This window comes from Denitromonas ohlonensis, assembly GCF_007625205.1.
Classification (GTDB): Bacteria; Pseudomonadota; Gammaproteobacteria; order Burkholderiales; family Rhodocyclaceae; genus Nitrogeniibacter; species Nitrogeniibacter ohlonensis.
Map to the genome: position 1 here is coordinate 209013 of NZ_VMNI01000015.1, position 17970 is coordinate 226982.

A 17970-nucleotide genomic window follows, 5' to 3' on the forward strand; every position below is an offset into this window, starting at 1 on the left:
GTGAAAGGTTTGAAAAATCAGGCGGCGGCGGACTTGCCGAGCAGCCGGCGGACTGCACCGATCGGTCCGGTGTCGTACCAGCGACCCGGCGAGGTCTTGCCGCCGGCCATGGCCTGTGTGATGCGGTCGAGCATGATCGCGAGGATCACGATGCCCAGACCACCAATCGTGGCCAGCCCCATGTCGAGCCGGCCGATACCGCGAAGTACCATCTGACCCAGGCCGCCGACGGCGATCATCGAGGCGATGACCACCATCGACAGACCGAGCATCAGCGTCTGGTTGATGCCGGCCATGATGGTCGGCATGGCCAGCGGCAGTTGCACGCGGGTGAGCAGTTGCCAGGGCGAGGCGCCAAAGGCGCGGGAGGCTTCGATCAGGTCGGGCCGCACCTGACGGATGCCCAGGTTGGTGAGGCGGATCAGCGGCGGCAGGGCGAACACGATGGTGACCACCACGCCGGGGACGTTGCCGATGCCGAAGAGCATCACCACCGGCACGAGATACACAAAGGCCGGCGTGGTCTGCATGGCGTCGAGCACCGGTCGGGCGAGCCCTTCGAGCTTGTCGTTGCGCGCCATGATGATGCCCGTTGGCAGACCAATGACCATGCAGAAGAACACCGAGGTGAGCACCAGCGACAGGGTCACCATGGCTTCGTCCCAGGCGCCGATCAGGCCGATCACGATCAGCGAGATCACCGAGCCAATGGCCAGGCGGCGACCACTCACCTGCCAGGCGATGAGACCGAACAGCAAAATCATGGCGAAGGCCGGCACGGCGAGCAGCGCCTGCTCGATGCCGGTGAGCGTGGCGTCGATGGGCAGGCGCACGGCCTGGAAGAAGGGGCGGAAGTTATCCACCACCCAGTTCAGGCCCTGATCGACCCAGGTGTCGAGCGGGATCACCGAATCGTTAAAGGGGTGCACCCAGTCAAAGGGCGGCTCGGGCGCGGCCTCGGGCGGCGCGCCCAGCCAGTCGCCATTGGCGGCGGCAGGTGCTTCGGCCGGGCTCGGTGCGGCGCCGCCCCAGGGGTTGGCAGGGGCGGCGGCCGTCGATTCGACGGCGGCAGGCTCGGGCGCCGCCGCAGCGGGCGTCGCCCATGGATTGGCCTCGGCGGCTGGCGGCGTACTGGGTGCCGCGGCGGCCCAGGGATTGCTTGCAGTCTGATCGCTCATGCCGCGTCCTCCGTGTTCTGTGCATGCAGGAATTCGAGCATGGTGTTGCGGGTGATCGCGCCGCGGTAGCGCCCCTTCTCATCCACCACCGGCAAGCCGTAGGGATGCTGGGTGAGCGGCTCGTAGAGCTCGCTGATCGGGGTGTCCGGGGTGAGTACGTGCGGCTCAGGCAGGAAGGCTTCGCGCAGCTTGGCATCCGGGCTGGCCTTGGCCGCCTTCTGCAAGCTGTCGAGCGAGACCACGCCCATCAGCTTCTGGTCGGGGCTCACCACGTAGCCATACTCGCGGTCATGCGAGCGCAAGCGCTCGATGGCACTGCGCACGCCCATGCCCTGGTGATCGATGATGTTGACCTGGGTCTTGCGCGCCAGATCGGCCGCCGACAGGATGCTGGTGGCGTCCACACCCTTGAAGAAGGACTTCACGTAATCGTTGGCCGGGTTGCGCAGAATCTCTTCGGCCGTGCCCACCTGCACCACCACGCCGCCTTCCATGATGGCGATGCGATCGCCGATTCGGATGGCTTCGTCCAGGTCGTGTGAAATGAAGATGATGGTGCGCTTGTCCGCCGCCTGCAGCTTGACCAGCTCGTCCTGCATTTCGGTGCGGATCAAGGGGTCGAGCGCCGAGAAGGCTTCGTCCATGAGCAGCACCTGCGGGTCATTGGCCAGCGCGCGAGCCAGACCGACACGCTGCTGCATGCCGCCGGAGAGCTCATCCGGATAGCTGTGCGCGCGCTCGGCCAGGCCGACCTGCTCCAGCGCGACCATGGCGCGGGCATGGCGCTCGGCTTCGGCCATGCCGGCGAGTTCCAGCCCGAAGGCGGTGTTGTCGATCACCGACAGATGCGGCATCAATGCGAAGGACTGGAACACCATGCTGACCTCCGAGCGGCGCAGATCGCGCAGCTCGATGTCGTTCATCTTGGCGATGTCACGACCGTTGATCAGCACCTGACCCGAGGTCGGTTCGATCAGGCGATTGAGCAGGCGAACCAGCGTCGATTTGCCGGAGCCGGAGAGGCCCATGATGACGAAAATTTCGCCTTCATTGACACTGAAGCTGGCGTCGATGACGCCGAGGGTCTGCCCGGTGCGGGCAAAGATGGTGGCTTTGTCCTTGCCCTCGGCGACGAGTTTCATCGCTTCCTTGGGCCGGTCTCCAAAGACTTTGTAGAGATTTTTGACGACGAGTTTTTCCGACATGCGTCCTTGCGACAATCTCCGTGTCGGATTGAGGTCATCCAAAAAGCCAAGATGCCGACAGAAGCGAAACTGCCCGACGATGACGGAGTCGTGATGTCCTCAGAATGGCGACGATGTCGCCCGACGCGAAGTCATTGATTGTAATGAGTAGCCGTAAAGTCTAACACACGATAGTTTTGTGCAAAACTTTTCGACCAGACGCCCGCCCTAACGGATCGCGATCCGGCCGGCCTTCTCGGGGTAGAGGGCCTTGATGCCGGCATAGCCCGCCCGAATGGCTTCGAGGTCGGCTTCGATGTCGTCGGTCGGCTGCACGTAGGCCGCAATCCCGACGCAGCGCCGGCCCCAGTCGATGTAGCCCAGCGCGATGGGCACGTTTGCCTGACGCGCGATCCGGTGGAAACCGCTCTTCCAGCCCTCGACATAGGCGCGCGTGCCTTCCGGCGCGATGCACACAATGGCGTGCGCGTCGGCGTGGATCTGCGCCACCACATCGTCAATGAAGCCGCCGGGTCGGGAGCGGTTGATGGGAATCCCGCCCAGCCAGCGAAACAGCCGGCCGAAGGGTGCGCGGAAAATGGTGTGCTTGCCCACCCAGCGTATCGGCCAGCCACAGGTAAAACGGGCCATCAAACCCGCGGGGAAGTCCCAGTTGGAGGTGTGCGGGTAGGCGAGCAGGATCATCTTGGGCCCGGGCGGCGTGCCCATCTCCACGCGCCAGCCCAGCCGCTTGAACAAGAACGCGGCCCACGCTTTGGGGGCAACAGGGAAGGGAAGAGGTTCGGCCACGGGCGCGCCCAAATCGATGGAGGTCGCGCATTGTGGCTGAAAAGCCCGCCAAACTCAGCGTGCAGTGCGCAATGTCAAATGGCTAAACGGCCGGCAGCATGCCATGTTCATTCTGGCGCCAGCGAAAGCGCGCACCGCGTGTCAGGCCCCCTGGCGGACTTCCTCGGTCGGGGCCACCGCGGGCTCGTCGTCGTCGGCGTGCGTGCTGGTGTCCGGCGTGCGGGGGTCCATCTCCATGGCCATCACCGAGGTGCGATGCACCGCCAGGAACTCGGTCAGCTCGGCGTCGGGCACCGGCGCGTCGCGGCGGATACGCCAGGCGGTGAACAGCGCCAGCCCGACCAGCATGCCGACGAGCACCAGCGGAAAGGCGCGCGCACCGGCCGCGGTGATGATGCCGCCGGCCAGCACCGGCCCGATCACCGCGCCCGTGCCGTGCAACACCAGCAAGGCCTTGGTGGCTTCGAGCGCCTCGGACGAGTGGAAACGGTCGTGGGTCTGCGCCACGGCCAGGCTGTAGATGGTGAAGGCGAAGCCCCCGTAGAGAGCGGTGGCGATGACCAGCGCCATGACGGACAGCTCAGCAACCGCGAACATCGCCACGGCGCAAACGGCCGCCAGCACACACACGCTGACCAACACGACCCGCCGGTCGCGATGCTCCGACGCGTGACCCACCGGCCATTGCATGAACGCGCCGCCGAAAATGGCCGCCGCCGTGAACACCGCCACATTGAAATCATCCAGGCCCTGCGCCGCTGCGAAGGCCGCCGACAAGCCCCAGAACGCGCCGGACACCAGGCCGGACACGAGACCACCGGCAAAGCCGACCGGCGATACCTTGTAAAGGCGGGCCAGCGGCAGGCTCGGTGTCTGAATCGGGGTGGGTTGATCGACCGGCGTCAGCGCAATCGGCACCAGACCGAGGCAATAGAAAATGGCCACCAGCGCAAACGAGCCCATGTGCTCGGCGCCATAAATGGCGATCATGAACTGGCCCAGGCCGAGCGCCACGAAGCTGACCATCATGTAGACGGCGAAGATCTTGCCGCGCTTGTCGTGCATCTGCTCGTTGAGCCAGCTTTCGATGATCATGTAGATGGCGACCATGGTCACCCCGTGGATCACCCGCAACACCCACCAGAACCACGGATTGACGACCATGCCGTACAGCAAGGAGACCACCGCCGCCAGCGCGGCCATGGCGGTAAAAGCGCGGATGTGGCCAATGCGCCGGATCAAGGGCGGACACGCAAAGGCGCCAACGATGTAGCCGGCAAAGAAGCCCGACATGATCAAACCCAGCGACAAGCCGGTAAAGCCTTCCACGCTAGCGCGCAGGCCGAGCAGGGTGCCAATCAAACCGGAACCCGCCAACAGTATGGCCATGCCCAGCAACAGACTGGACACGGGGAGGATGGTGCTGATCATGAATGACATCTCGTGTAAGTCATCGACAGGGTCTCACGGATAGCGAGTCTGCCAAAACACAATGCCGGCCCCGCGATCGCCGGGCCGGCATTCTCAACAACAGCAGTCGGGCGGGATTATTCGATGCCCTGGCTGCCCAGATATTCTTCGTAGGTGCCGCGATAGTCGATCACATCGCCGTCCGGGCGCATGTCGATCACGCGCGTGGCCAGCGAGGACACGAACTCGCGGTCGTGCGAGATGAACAGGAAGGTGCCGGCGTATTTCTCCAGCCCCGAGTTGAGCGACTCGATCGACTCCATGTCGAGGTGGTTGGTCGGCTCGTCCATCAGCAGCACGTTCTTGCTCTGCAGCATGAGCTTGCCAAACAACATGCGACCCTGCTCGCCACCGGAGATCACGCGCACCGGTTTCTTCACCTCATCGCCCGAGAACAGCAGGCGGCCCAGCGTGCCGCGGATGAGGGTTTCCATGTCCTCGCCCTCAAAACCGCCGTCGCGCACATGCTCGGAGATCCAGTCGGTCAGCGACACATCGGACTTGAACTCGGCCGAGTGGTCCTGTGCGTAGTAGCCGAGCTTGGCTTTTTCGGCCCATTTGATCGTGCCTTTCTGCGGCGTCAGCTCGCCCATCAGCAGGCGCATCAGCGTGGTTTTACCCACGCCGTTCTCGCCGATGATGGCCACCTTGTCGCCGGCATCGATGGCCAGCGACAGCGACTTGATCAGCGGCTTGTCCATGCCCTCGTAGGCGAAGCTCACGTTATCGAGCTCGACGGCCTGACGGTGCAGCTTGTCCTTGGCGTCTACATCGAAGCGGATCCACGGGTACTGACGGCTGGACGGCTTCACGTCTTCCGGCTTGAGCTTGTCGATCAGCTTCATCCGGCTGGTGGCCTGCTTGGCCTTGGACTTGTTGGCCGAGAAGCGGCGCACGAACTGCTGCAGCTCGGCGATCTTGTCCTTGGCGCGGGCGTTGGCGCTGGCCTGACGCTGGCGCGCCAGGGTGGACGCTTCCATGTAGTCGTCGTAAGTGCCCGGATAGACCTTGATGGTGCCGTAATCCAGGTCGGCCATGTGGGTGCACACCTGGTTCAGGAAGTGCCGGTCGTGCGAGATGATGACCATGGTGGAGTTGCGCTCGTTGAGCGTGTCTTCCAGCCAGCGGATGGTGTTGATGTCGAGGTTGTTGGTCGGCTCGTCGAGCAGCAGGATCTCGGGATTGGCGAACAGCGCCTGACACAGCAGCACGCGCAGCTTCCAGCCCGGCGCCACCTGGCTCATCGGGCCGTTGTGCTGTTCGGTCGGGATGCCCACGCCCAGCAGCAGCTCGCCGGCGCGCGCCTCGGCGGTGTAGCCGTCGTATTCGGCAAACACGCCTTCGAGCTCGGCGGCGCGCATGTAGTCGTCCTCACTCGCCTCGGGGTTGGCGTAGATCGCGTCCTTCTCGCGCATGCAGGCCCACATCTCGGTGTGGCCCATCATCACCACGTCAAGCACCCGTGTGTCTTCAAAGCCGAACTGATCCTGGCGCAGGTAGGCCATGCGCTCGTTGGCTTCCTTGGTGACATTGCCGGCCGACTGCTCCAGCTCGCCACACAGGATTTTCATGAAGGTGGACTTGCCGGCGCCGTTGGCACCGATCAGGCCGTAGCGGTTGCCGTCCCCGAACTTGACCGAGACGTTGTCGAACAGGGGCTTGGCCCCGAACTGCATGGTGATGTTGTTGGCGATGAGCACAGCGCGAATCCTGAATCCGTAAAAAGCAAAGCGCCGGCAGCGGGGCCGACGCACAATCGCGGCGAATTCTATCAGAAATTCAATGACATGAACCCGGTGCGCGACGGCCGGAAACCGGGCTGTCCAACGCCTCCAGCCGATGTTGAACCCACGCCCGGTGACGCATTTTCTTGATCTTTGTCGCAGCCGCGCGGCGATTGCGCCCTTAGCATCGCCGGTTCATCATCTCGCCGTGCTCATGCTCCCCACCCTGCGTCTCGCCCTTCTCGTCGTTCTCGCCGGTCTGCTGCCGCTCGCCAGCGCGTTGGCCGCGCCGCTGCAACCGCTGATCGACGCCGCCCTGGCGGGCACCGGCATCCTGCGTCTGGCGCCCGGCACCTACGAGGGGCCAGTCAAGATCACCGGGCGGCTGATTCTCGATGGCGGCGGTCAGGCCGTGATTCAGGGCAATCATGCGGGCTCTGTCATCACGCTCAAGGCCAGCGGCTCGGTGCTGCGCGGGCTGATCGTGCGCGGCAGCGGCGACTCGCACGACCAGATCCATTCCGGCATCTATGTCGAGGGGCACGACAACCGCATCGAAGACAACGTGCTCGACGATGTGCTGTTCGGCATTGTGCTGCAAAAATCCAACCACAACCTGGTGCGCGGCAACCGGGTGCGCTCGCGCGGAGAAGACACCGCCGACCGCGGCGACGGCCTGCGCCTGTGGTACGCGATGGACAACCGCATCGAAGACAATGTGTTCGAGCACATGCGCGACCTGACCATCACCAACTCGCCGCGCAACCGCATCATCGGCAACACCATCCGCGACAGCCGGCGGGCAATGAACTTCCTGTTCTCGCCGCGCACGCTGGTCGAAGCCAACCTGGCCACCGACAACGCCACCGGCCTGGTGGTCATCAACTCCAACGGTTTCATCTTGCGCAACAACCGGGTGATGCACGCCATGCATGTGTCGGGCGCGGGCATCGCCATCAAGGAAAGCACCGCCGTGCTGATCGAGGGCAACGAGCTGATCCATTGCGCCATCGGCCTGATGGCTGACTCCTCGTCCGACCCGATCAGCCGGCTGGTGATGGTGAACAACCGCCTCGCCCACAACGTCACCGGCATCAACTTCTACGGCGAGCGCGGCGGGCGCATCCTCATCAACAACCGCTTTGAACACAACCTGTGGCAGGTCACCGCCACCAACGCCGGGCAGATCGAGGCCGAGCACTGGGCGGGTAACTACTGGGACACCTACCAGGGCTTCGATCTGGATCAGGACGGCATCGGCGACCAGCCGCACGAGCTCTACGTGTTCGCCGACCGCATCTGGCTGGAGACGCCCGAAGCGAGCTTCTTCCGCAATTCGCCGCTGATGGAAATGATTGATTTTCTCGAGCGCCTGGCGCCCTTCAGCAATCCGGCGCTGGTGCTGCGTGACCGCACGCCGGTGCTGCGCGCCGCGCCGTGGACGCCCTCGGTCAGCTTCAACCGGCCCGCCGGCCAGATTGGCGCGGCGCCCGACTCAGCCGCAATGACCGCTCACTGATTGCCGGGCAGCGGCAGCAGCGGTACCGGGGTGGGTTTGGCGCGGCGCTCCTCGGCTTCTTTGAGCCGGGCCTCCATGGCCTTGATGCGCTCGCCGCGGTCGATCCGGTTGGCCCGGGCCTCCAGCTTGCGCGCGGTCTGCATCTGCGCGGTGCGATCTTCCCGGGCATCGTCGAGACAGGCATTGACGCGGAAACGGTCGTAACAGCCCGATTCGCGCTGCGCAAAATCGGCTTCCGCGGCCTTGCGAATCGACCTGGCCTGCGCGCGCAGATTCTCGCTGCTGTCGGTGTCATCTGCGGCATGAACCACCCCGGCCCCGGTCGCAGACAGCAGGCAGGTAAAGAGCAGCGCGGACAAACGAAGCGGGCGGGTCATGGCGTGAGGATGAGCAGGTAGCAAACGAGCCCGTACAATACCGTTTTTTCGCCGCGTTTGCCCACGTGATCCAGTTCCGCAAACTGCGCCTCAACCGGGGCGCCAAAGTCCTTATTGACGACGCCACCGTCCAGCTCCATCCGGGCTGGAAGGTCGGCCTCACCGGCGCCAACGGCTGTGGCAAATCCAGCCTGTTCGCCTTGCTGCGCGGCCAGCTCCACCCGGATCAGGGCGACTGCGAGCTGCCGCCGCACTGGGTGGTCGCGCATGTGGCGCAGGAGACCCCGGCGCTGGCCCGCAGCGCGCTCGACTACGCCCTCGATGGCGATGTGGCGCTGCGCCGCGTCGAAGCCGAGCTGGCCGCCGCCGAAGCCGAGCACGCCGGCGAGCGCATCGGCCTGCTGCACGGCCGGCTGCAGGAGATTGACGGCTACAGCGCCGCCGCCCGCGCCGCCACCTTGCTCGACGGTCTGGGTTTTGCACGTACCGACCTCACCCGGCCAGTGTCTGACTTCTCGGGTGGCTGGCGGGTGCGGCTCAACCTCGCGCAGGCGCTGATGTGCCGCTCCGACCTGCTGCTGCTCGACGAGCCGACCAACCACCTCGACCTCGACGCGGTCATCTGGCTCGAACAATGGCTGCGCGACTATCGCGGCACGCTGCTGCTCATTTCCCACGACCGCGTCTTCCTCGACGCCGTGGTCGGCCATATCGCGCATATCGAACAGCAGCGCCTCACGCTCTACAGCGGCGGCTACTCCGAGTTCGAGCGCCAGCGCGGCGAGCGCCTCGCCCAGCAGCAGGCGCTGTTCGACAAGCAGCAACGCGAGCGCGCCCACCTCCACAAGTTTGTCGACCGCTTCCGCGCCAAGGCCACCAAGGCGCGCCAGGCGCAGAGCCGCATCAAGGCACTCGAGCGCATGGAGCTGATCTCGGCCGCGCATGTGGACACGCCCTTCCACTTCGGCTTCCGCCCCGCGCCGCCCGCGCCCGACCCGCTGCTCGATGTCGAGAACGGCGCGGTCGGTTACGGCGGCAAGCCGGTGTTGTCGGATCTCACGCTGACCCTGCGCCCGGGCGAACGCATCGGCCTGCTCGGGCGCAACGGCGCCGGCAAATCGACGCTCATCAAGCTACTCGCCGGCCAGCTCGCGCTGCAAACGGGTCAGCGCACCGACGGCAAAGGCCTGGCCATCGGCTACTTCGCCCAGCACCAGCTCGACACCCTGCGCCTGGACGAATCGCCTCTGCAGCACATGACCCGGCTCGACCCCACCGCCCGCGAGCAGGACCTGCGCAACTATCTCGGCGGCTTCGACTTTCGCGGCGAAAAGGACGGCGTCGGCAGCGGCGCCTGCGTCACCAGCGTCTGCGGGCCGTTCTCAGGCGGCGAAAAATCGCGCCTCGCCCTGGCCTTGCTGATCTGGCGCCAGCCCAATCTGCTGCTGCTCGACGAACCGACCAACCACCTCGATCTCGAAATGCGCCATGCGCTGACCCTGGCGCTGCAGGACTTCGACGGCGGCATGGTGCTGGTCTCGCACGACCGCGCGCTGCTGGCCGCCACCTGCGACCGCTTCGTGCTGGTACACGACGGCCGGCTCCAGGCCTTCGATGGCGATCTGGACGACTACCGCGACTGGCTGGCCGCGCAGCGCGCCGCCGAACAGGCCGCGCTGGCCTGCCCGGATCAGGCCGCCGACAAAGCCGCCCGCAAGGCCGAACGAAACCAATCGGCCGAGGAGCGCAAAGCCCGGCTGACCACACGGCGACCGCTACTCAAGGAAGTCGAGCAACTCGAACGCAAACTGGCCAATTGGCAGAACGAAAAATCCCTGCTCGACACCCGGCTCGCCGACCCCGGCCTGTATGCCGGGCAAGACACTGCGCTGTTGCAGGATCTGCTCAAACGTCAGGCCCGGCTCACCGACGACATCGAGGGTGCCGAGCTGCGCTGGCTGGAGGTGCACGAAGCGCTGGAAGCGCTCGACGCGCCGGACTGATCAGTCGGCGCCGGCGTCCAGCAGATTGGCCGGCAGCACCGCCCCGGCATCGCGCTCGGGCGCGACACACGGCAGGCGCACGACAAAACCGGCGCCCTCGCCAGGCGCAGTGCGCAAACTCACCTGACCGCCGAGCATGCCGGTGACGAAGTTGTAGGCGATATACAGCCCCAGCCCGCTGCCGCCCTGACCCAGCCGGGTGGTGTAGAAGGGGTCGAAAACATGCGCGGCGACCTCGGCGCTCATGCCCCGGCCGTTGTCCTCAAAGCGGAGCACGATCTCGTCGGCGCGCTCCCGCGTGGCGCACAAGCGCATCTGGCCGCCGGTGGTGTCGTCGAAGGCGTGGATCAGCGCATTGGTCACCAGATTGGCCAGCACCTGCTCCAGCGGCCCGGGGTAGCTGTCCATCCGGATGCCCTCGGGGATATCCACCGTCAGGCGGTGCGGCGACCTGGCCAGGCGCGGCGCGAAGGTCAGCAAGGCTTCATCGACGATGTCGCGCAAATCGAATTCACGCCGCCGCTCGCTGGTCTGATCCACGGCCACCTGCTTGAAGGTGTTGATCTGCCGCGCCGCGCGGTCGATATTGCGTTCGAGCAATTCGGCGGCAGTCTGGCTGGTGCGCATGAACTCATCGAAGCGGGTTCGCGTCAGCCCGCCCTCGGCCGCGTCGCGCTGGCACTGGCGCACCTCGGCATGCAGCGCCGAGGCCACGGTCAGCGCATTGCCCAGCGGCGTGTTCAGCTCATGTGCCACGCCGGCCACCACCGCCCCCAGGGATGCCAGCTTCTCGGACTGCACCAGCTGGCCCATGGCCTGCTCCAGCCGCTCCTTGGCCTGCAGCAACTCCTCGGTGCGCTGCCTGACGCGCGCCTCAAGCGTGGCGTTGAGCGTCCGAACCTCCTCCCGCGCGCGACGCTGTTCGGTGACATCGACCAGCGAACTGAGCAACACCCGCTGCTCGTCGAGAAGCACCACACGGCTGGAGATCTCGAACACCCCTTGCGTGCCGTCGCCCCGATGCAGCCGCGCTTCAAACCCATCCACCCGATGTGTCTGGCCGACCAGGTCCAGAAACCGCAGCCGCTCCGAGGGGTCGTCCCACAAGCCCAGCGAGACCGTGTCATTGTCGATGGCGCGCACCGCCGGGATGGCCAGCACGCGCTCCCAGGCCGCGTTCACCTGCAGAATCGTCTGCCGCGTGAGCGACACCAGCGCCAGCGCCACCGGACTCTTGTCGAAGATGGTGGCAAACATCTGCCGCCCGGCGTGCAGCTCGGCCTGCGCCAGCTTGAAGCTGGTGATGTCGCGCCCCTCGGGAATCAGCAAGCTCACCCGGCCCATCGCATCGAACACCGGCTTGAGCGAGAAGTCGACGAAATGCGTGCTCCCGTCGGCCGCCGGATGCTCGGTCTCGAAGCGCTCGAACTGCCCGGCGGCTGCGCGATTGATAGCCGACAGCAGCCGCTGGCGGCTCTCGGGCGCCCCCTGCCACCACGGCCCGTCGGCAAAGGGCCGGCCAATGACATCGCGGGCCGGCACGCCGGCAAAATCGAGCGAGGTCTGGTTGGCCTCCAGCAAGATGCCGTCGGGCGACAGCAGGCCGATGAACTGGAAAGTCTGGTTGAAGATCGCGTGGAACTTCTGCTCGCTCTCCGACAGCGCCCGCTCGGCCTCCCGCCGGGCCGTCACGTCCTGCGCGGTGCCCACCACACGAACCAGCCGACCGGCTTCATCGCGCTCGGCACGCCCAAGCAGATGCACATCGCGAACACGCCCCGCCGCCTGCACCTGGCACATCACATCGAGCGGCTCGCCCTCACGAACGAGGGCCATCAGGGGGCGATGCAAGCGCGCCCGGTCGTCGCCGCGCAAACACCGCAGACCGCCCCGCAAGGTGATGCGCTCGCCACGATCCGGCGCCCCCAGGAAGCGGGCCATTTCTTCCGACACATCGACCTCTGCGGCGCCAAGCGCCCAGCGCCAGCTGCCGATATGGGCAATGCGCTGCGCCTCTTCGAGCTCCCGGTGCTTGGCTTCGAGCAGGTGCTGGTCGCGCCGCCGGCCCGTCACATCGGTAAACACGGCCACAAAACCGCCCGCCGCCAGCGGCGAGCTTCGCAACTCCAGGACCGTCCCATCGCGCCGCGCCCACTCCTCGAAATGGCGCTCGAAGCGGCCCGCCCTGGCCATCCGCCGCGCCACCTTGCCCTCGACCTCGCCCGGGCCATAGTCGCCCCGCGTCGCGAGGTAGCGAAACACCCCCTCGATCGATCGCCCGTCGGTGGCAAACATCGCCGGCGGCAGCCTCAGCAATCGCAACCATTCGGCGTTCCAGGTGATCAGCTGCAAGTCCTTGTCGACCAGCGCGACGCCGGCCGGAATGTTGTCGATCAGCGTCCGGAAGATCTGGTTGCGCTCATGCAGACGCATCTCGGCCTGCTTGCGCTCGGTCACGTCCTGCAAAGTTTCGATGGCGCCGATCACGCGGCCGGACGCATCGCGCATCGGCGCGGCGAGAAAGCTCAACCAGCGGTCCTGCCCCCCCAGGCCGGGGAAGAAGCCTTCGGCCGCGAGCGCGCCGGGCACGGTCTCCACGGCAGACACCGCGTCGCCGTAATAGGTGGCTAGCTCAGCCATGTCTTTCAGGCCGGCCACAAAATGCGCCAGCACCGGGCGGTCTTCGCCGTAAAACGGCACCCCCGGCGATGCGCTGCCGATCATGGCCTCGGCGCCGACCCCCATCACCAGCTCGCAGCCGCGGTTCCAGGCCACCACCACGCCGCGCTCATCCAGGGCAAACACCGGCACCGGACTGCCCGCCAGAATCGCCGCCAGGCGCTGCTCGCTGTCTCTCAGTGCGCGTTCGGCCACATGCCGCTGCGTGTCGTCGCGCGCCAAGCCGCGATAGCCCACGAACACGCCCGATTCGTCGAACACCGGGTAGCCGCTCACCACCAGCCAGCGCCGGCCCATGCCGGGCACCTCGACCCCGTACTCGAAGTCAAAGAACGCTTCGTGCCGCTCGCAACACGCGCGGTGGGCCGCCATGTCGGCCTCGGACACCTGGTGGCCGGGCAGCTCCCAGCGGCACTTGCCGCGCAGGGCATCGAGTACCAGATGATGGCGCGCCAGGGAGGCGCCTTCAAAGCCGGTGAAGCGAAACGCCGCGTCCTGCGTCCAGTGCCAGTCCGACGCGAAACGACTCATCACCGTCTGCTGCGCGGTCGCCGCCGACAAGGCGCGGCGCAGCGCACGCAGGCGCCACACGGCCCAGGCCAGCGCCGACAGCGCGCCGATACACAACACGATGAGATATTGCATCCTCACTCCCGCCAAGCGTCGCGCCATCGACGCCGCGGTCGGTTAACGGCAGCCACGCGGGTCAGCTTGAACCCCTGCTGCAACGCAGCTTGCGCCCAGCCCCGCCGGCCATGACAATCAGCGGGACCCGGCGCCCCGGCCACAAGCCGCAGCGCGCCCACCGCCCCCCGGAGACCCCGCATGCCATCGCCCCTGCCGCTCGACCTGAGTGCACTCATCGCCGCACGCCAGCGCATCGAAGACGCCATCATCCGCACCGTCCAGTGGCATAACGACCCCCTCTCCGAGGCCGTCGGCGTGCCGCTGCAACTCAAACTCGAAAACCTCCAGCGCACCGGTTCCTTCAAGCTGCGCGGCGCCAGCCACAAGATCGACCGCCTGCTGGCCAGCGGTGACCGGCCTTCCGGCGTGATCGCCGCCTCGGCCGGCAACCATGCGCAGGGCGTGGCCCGCGCCGCCGCGCTGGCCGGGCTGAAAGCGGTGGTGGTGATGCCGGGCAACGCGCCGCTCACCAAGATTCAGGCCTGCCGCGCGCTGGGCGCCGAGGTGGTGCTCGAAGGCGACACGCTGGAGCAGGCCGCCGACGAGGCTCGCCGGCGCGCCACCGCCGAGCACCTCGCCTTCCTCCACCCCTACGACGACTGGGACGTGATCGCCGGGCAGGCCAGTTGCGGCCTCGAGATGCTCGAAGACGCGCCCGACATGACCGTGGCCGTGGTGCCGCTGGGCGGCGGCGGGCTGATCGCCGGCATCGCGCTGGCGCTCAAGCTGCAGCGACCCGACATCCGGGTGATCGGCGTGCAGACCGAGACGGTCGCGCCTTACCGCAATTTCCTGGTCGATGGCACGCTCGAAACCGTGCCGCCCGGCGCCCACACCATCGCCGACGGCATCAAGGTCAAGCGCCCCGGCGAGCGCAACCGGCAGGTCATCGCCGCGCTGGTCGATGAAATCGTGACCGTCGACGACAACGCCATCGCCGAAGCCATCGTCACCCTGGTCGAGCGCACCCGCACCATCGGCGAAGGCGCCGGGGTGGTCGGGCTGGCCGCGCTGATGCAGGGCAAGATCCGCCTCGCGCCGAGCGATCGGGTGGTCTGCGTGATCTCGGGCGGCAATGTGGACATGACCCTGGTCGGGCGCTCCATCGACTACGGTCTGGCCTCCAGCGGCCGGCTGATGAGCGTGGCGGTGACCACCTCCGACGCACCCGGCCAGTTGCTGACCATGATCCAGCGGGTCGCCGCGCTGGGCATCAATATCCGCCATGTCGAACACCGTCGCGGCGAACTACATGTGCCGGTCGGCATGACCGAGGTGATCTTGCAGATGGAAACCCGCGACTTCGAGCACCAGTGCGAACTGCTGGCCGATTTCACCCACCAGGGGCTCAGCGCGCGCAACCTGCTGCAACTGCCGGGAAGCGCATGCGATATGCTTCGCGCTTCATCGCCCTGACGAGCCGCAATGCCCTTTCCTGCCCATGGTGAATTCTCGCTGCGCGTCGACGGCCGGCTGCTGCTTGCCGAGCTGACCGGCCCGTGGAATATCGAGCTGGTCGACCGCTACCGGGTCGAGGTCGCGCCTTTCGTCCAGCAGCTCGCGCCCGACGGCCCCTGGGGTCAGATCGCCATCTGCCACCGCAGCGTGCTGGCACCGCAAGACGCGTTGCAGGCGCTGGCCGACGGCGCGCGGGTGCTGGCCGGGCAGTATCACCGCGTGGCGATGGCCTATGTGTTGCCACCCGAGGTCGAAGGCCACGGCATCATGGAATCGGTGTTTGCGCGGATCTACAAGGGGTTTCAGGCCGTCGCCTGCTTTGAATCACTGCCGCCCGCGCGCGAGTGGGCACAGACGCAGATTGATGCCGCGCGCGGCCAAACCTGACTCAGCGAGTGTTCAGGGAATCGTCACCGACACGCCGGCCTCACCCCAGCCATGCACCCGATCGTGCGCCAGCACGCGCACGCGGCTGACCCCAGCCGGAATCTTTACGCCACCGAGCGAACGCGTGAACGGCTGCTCGTTTTCATGCGGATGCAGCAACACCCGCCGGCCCAGCACCGCATCACCCGGCCCGCGCACTTCCCAGGCGTCGGCATAGTGGTCCCAGCCGGGATCGGCGTGACGCACCGTCACCGTGAAATGGCAGATCCGGGCCGCGTCACACTTGGCCACGGCGTCGAGCACCTCGGCCTCGCCCGCCCCGGCAACCGCCGGAAAACACAAGGCCATGGCAGCGAACACGCGGCGCATCAGGTCACCGCCTGCGTATCGAAACGCACGGCAAAACCCTCGGGCACGCGCGTGACCTTGCTCGCGGCGTAATCAAAAAACAGGATGCCGGTCTTGCCGCGCGCCACTTCGCGCCCGGTCTCGGCCTCGGTCATCTGCCACACCAGATCGCAGCCATATTTGTTGAAATCGCAGGCCGCCACGGCCACCCGCATCACCTCGCCGTGGTGGGCTTCGGAGCGATACTGCAAGGCCGCGTCGCACACAATGATTCCGACACCCTCCACATTCAGCTCGGTGTAACCCATCGATTTCAAAAAACGCAGCCGCGCCTCCGACACCACCGTCAGCAGCATCGCGTTGTCGAGATGGTTGCCGTAATTGATGTGGCTGAGATAGAGCGTGATGTCGGTCGAGAAGTCGAAGCGGTCGGGCAGATCGATCTGAATGCGGGCCATGGTGGTTGCGCTGCAGTGATTGACGGAAGCCCTGATTGAACCACACATCAGCGCGCGCCGATTTGCATCCGGCCGCCGGGCTGACTATCGTGCCGGTTTTGACACCGACTGCCGACGTGACACACAAGGCTCCCCCGCTGCGCCGCTTCTGGGACCGCGCCCGCCAGATCGCCTTGTTCGAGGCCGGCGGCCTGCTGCTCATCACCCCGCCCTTTGCCTGGGCCAGCGGCGTGCCCCTGGCCGACTCGCTGGGCATGCTCGCGCTGATCGCCCTCATCGCCGCGCTGTGGAACGCCGCCTACAACATCGGCTTCGACTGGGTCGAAGGGCGCCGCACCGGCCGCACCGCCGATCGCCGGCCCTGGCCGCTGCGTGTCGCACATGCGCTCGGCTTCGAAACCGGGCTGCTGATCATGACCCTGCCCATCGTCATGGCCTGGACCGGCATGGACTGGCTCACCGCGCTCATCGCCGATCTGGCCCTCGCCGTGGCCTACACGGTGTACGCCTTCGTCTTCAATCTGGCCTACGATCGGCTTTTCCCCATCCGCGCCACCGAATGACCCCCGAACAGACCCGCGTCCCGCTCGACGCCTTCAACACCTTCGGCCTGCCCGCCACCGCCGCGCGCTACCGGCGCATCGACACTGTCGACGAGCTCGTCGCGCTGGCCCGTGACGGCGCCCTGCGCGGCCCGCGCCTGGTGCTCGGCGGCGGCAGTAATGTGGTGTTCACCGGCAATGTCGACGCCCTGGTGCTGCATGTGGCGCTACGCGGTCGCGAGCGCCTGGCCGACGCCGACGACGCCTGGCGTGTCGCCGCGGCTGGCGGCGAGCCCTGGCACGACTTTGTGCGCTGGACGCTGGACGAAAACCTGCCCGGCCTGGAAAACCTCTCGCTCATCCCCGGCACCGTCGGCGCCGCGCCCATCCAGAACATCGGCGCCTACGGCCTGGAAATGGCCGAGCGCTTCGAGTCGCTCGACGCGGTCAATCTCGACACCGGCGAGACACGCCAATTCAGCGCCGCCGACTGCCGCTTCGGCTACCGCGACAGCGTGTTCAAGCAGGCCGAAGCCGGCCGCTGGCTGATCACCCGCGTCATCTTCCGCCTGCCCCGCCCCTGGCCGCCGCTCACCGGCTACGCCGACCTGCAGCATCATCTGGCTGAGCAAGGCATCGTCACGCCCACCGCAAGACAGATCTCCGACGCCGTCATCGCCGTGCGCCAGGCCAAACTGCCCGACCCCGCCGTGCTCGGCAACGCCGGCAGCTTCTTCAAGAACCCGGTGGTCGACACCACCACCGCCGAGCGCCTGCTCGCCGACCACCCCGGCGCGCCGCACTACCCGCAAGCCGACGGCCGCATCAAACTCGCCGCCGGCTGGCTCATCGACCAATGCGGCTGGAGGGGCAAACGCCTCGGCCCTGTCGGCTGCCATGCCCGCCAGGCGCTGGTGATCGTCAATCATGGCGGGGCGACCGGCGCCGATGTGCGGCAACTCGCCGACGCCATCGCCGCCGATGTGCATAGCCGCTTCGGCATCACGCTCGAGGCCGAACCCAGCTTTGTGTAGGTTGGGTTGAGCGCAGCGAAGCCCAACATACGATGTGCCATGACGCGCCGACCGTGTGTTGGGCTTCGCTTCCGCTCAACCCAACCTACCCCCGTCATGCGGCGTGATCGGT

General features: G+C 66.6%; 15 protein-coding genes. 6 read left to right on the forward strand and 9 right to left on the reverse strand.

The window, feature by feature from the left end:
- Positions 1 to 17: 17 nt before the first annotated feature.
- From proW to FHP89_RS15880, 5 genes are all read right to left on the reverse strand, one after another.
- The gene (gene proW, locus FHP89_RS15860; RefSeq protein WP_144174678.1) at positions 18 to 1178 is read right to left on the reverse strand and encodes a glycine betaine/L-proline ABC transporter permease ProW; all 1161 of its coding nucleotides are present in this window, start codon (positions 1176 to 1178) and stop codon (positions 18 to 20) included.
- Positions 1175 to 2383 (reverse strand): glycine betaine/L-proline ABC transporter ATP-binding protein ProV, encoded by a 1209-nt coding sequence (proV, locus tag FHP89_RS15865; RefSeq protein WP_144174680.1) that lies wholly within the window; start codon positions 2381 to 2383, stop codon positions 1175 to 1177. Before proV ends, proW begins: the two co-directional genes overlap by 4 nt.
- Before the next feature lie 207 nt (positions 2384 to 2590).
- On the reverse strand, positions 2591 to 3172 hold the full coding sequence (locus tag FHP89_RS15870) for a 1-acyl-sn-glycerol-3-phosphate acyltransferase (RefSeq protein WP_260851636.1): 582 nt from the start codon (positions 3170 to 3172) through the stop codon (positions 2591 to 2593).
- A 141-nt stretch (positions 3173 to 3313) separates the two neighbouring features.
- Positions 3314 to 4603: an MFS transporter gene (locus FHP89_RS15875; RefSeq protein WP_222105419.1), complete on the reverse strand. Its 1290-nt coding sequence runs from the start codon at positions 4601 to 4603 to the stop codon at positions 3314 to 3316.
- A 116-nt stretch (positions 4604 to 4719) separates the two neighbouring features.
- Entirely contained in the window at positions 4720 to 6342 is a 1623-nt protein-coding gene (locus FHP89_RS15880) for an ABC-F family ATPase (protein ID WP_144174682.1), read from the reverse strand.
- Positions 6343 to 6580: 238 nt separating this feature from the next.
- Between FHP89_RS15880 and nosD the strand changes: the two genes are divergently transcribed.
- A complete protein-coding gene (gene nosD / locus FHP89_RS15885; RefSeq protein WP_144174685.1) occupies positions 6581 to 7885 on the forward strand; it encodes a nitrous oxide reductase family maturation protein NosD in 1305 nt (434 codons plus the stop codon).
- Here nosD and FHP89_RS15890 read toward each other — a convergent pair.
- A complete protein-coding gene (locus FHP89_RS15890; RefSeq protein WP_144174687.1) occupies positions 7879 to 8262 on the reverse strand; it encodes a hypothetical protein in 384 nt (127 codons plus the stop codon). The two genes, nosD and FHP89_RS15890, sit on opposite strands and share 7 nt — an antisense overlap.
- A gap of 65 nt (positions 8263 to 8327) precedes the next feature.
- On the opposite strand from FHP89_RS15890, the gene FHP89_RS15895 reads away from it, so the two are divergent.
- Positions 8328 to 10265, forward strand: a complete 1938-nt coding sequence (locus tag FHP89_RS15895) for an ATP-binding cassette domain-containing protein (protein ID WP_144174689.1) — start codon at positions 8328 to 8330, stop codon at positions 10263 to 10265.
- Here the strand turns inward: FHP89_RS15895 and FHP89_RS15900 are convergent, their stop codons facing one another.
- Positions 10266 to 13589 carry a PAS domain-containing protein gene (locus tag FHP89_RS15900; RefSeq protein WP_186300214.1) on the reverse strand — a complete coding sequence of 1108 codons (3324 nt, stop codon included), beginning with the start codon at positions 13587 to 13589 and terminating at the stop codon, positions 10266 to 10268. It lies immediately after the preceding gene.
- A gap of 180 nt (positions 13590 to 13769) precedes the next feature.
- On the opposite strand from FHP89_RS15900, the gene ilvA reads away from it, so the two are divergent.
- Together ilvA and FHP89_RS15910 are read left to right on the forward strand one after the other, a co-directional pair.
- Positions 13770 to 15047: a threonine ammonia-lyase gene (gene ilvA, locus FHP89_RS15905; protein WP_144174693.1), complete on the forward strand. Its 1278-nt coding sequence runs from the start codon at positions 13770 to 13772 to the stop codon at positions 15045 to 15047.
- Positions 15048 to 15056: 9 nt separating this feature from the next.
- Positions 15057 to 15476, forward strand: a complete 420-nt coding sequence (locus FHP89_RS15910; RefSeq protein WP_144174695.1) for a hypothetical protein — start codon at positions 15057 to 15059, stop codon at positions 15474 to 15476.
- A 12-nt stretch (positions 15477 to 15488) separates the two neighbouring features.
- Here FHP89_RS15910 and FHP89_RS15915 read toward each other — a convergent pair whose 3' ends face one another.
- Positions 15489 to 15845, reverse strand: a complete 357-nt coding sequence (locus FHP89_RS15915) for a hypothetical protein (RefSeq protein WP_144174697.1) — start codon at positions 15843 to 15845, stop codon at positions 15489 to 15491.
- Positions 15845 to 16282, reverse strand: a complete 438-nt coding sequence (locus tag FHP89_RS15920; protein ID WP_144174699.1) for an acyl-CoA thioesterase — start codon at positions 16280 to 16282, stop codon at positions 15845 to 15847. The genes FHP89_RS15915 and FHP89_RS15920 overlap by 1 nt, the downstream gene beginning before the upstream one ends.
- Before the next feature lie 116 nt (positions 16283 to 16398).
- On the opposite strand from FHP89_RS15920, the gene FHP89_RS15925 reads away from it, so the two are divergent.
- Both FHP89_RS15925 and murB read left to right on the forward strand, forming a co-directional pair.
- Complete coding sequence (locus tag FHP89_RS15925) at positions 16399 to 16845, forward strand: PACE efflux transporter (RefSeq protein WP_144174707.1); 447 nt, start codon at positions 16399 to 16401, stop codon at positions 16843 to 16845.
- A complete protein-coding gene (gene murB, locus FHP89_RS15930) occupies positions 16842 to 17858 on the forward strand; it encodes a UDP-N-acetylmuramate dehydrogenase (RefSeq protein WP_144174716.1) in 1017 nt (338 codons plus the stop codon). The genes FHP89_RS15925 and murB overlap by 4 nt, the downstream gene beginning before the upstream one ends.
- Positions 17859 to 17970 lie beyond the last annotated feature (112 nt).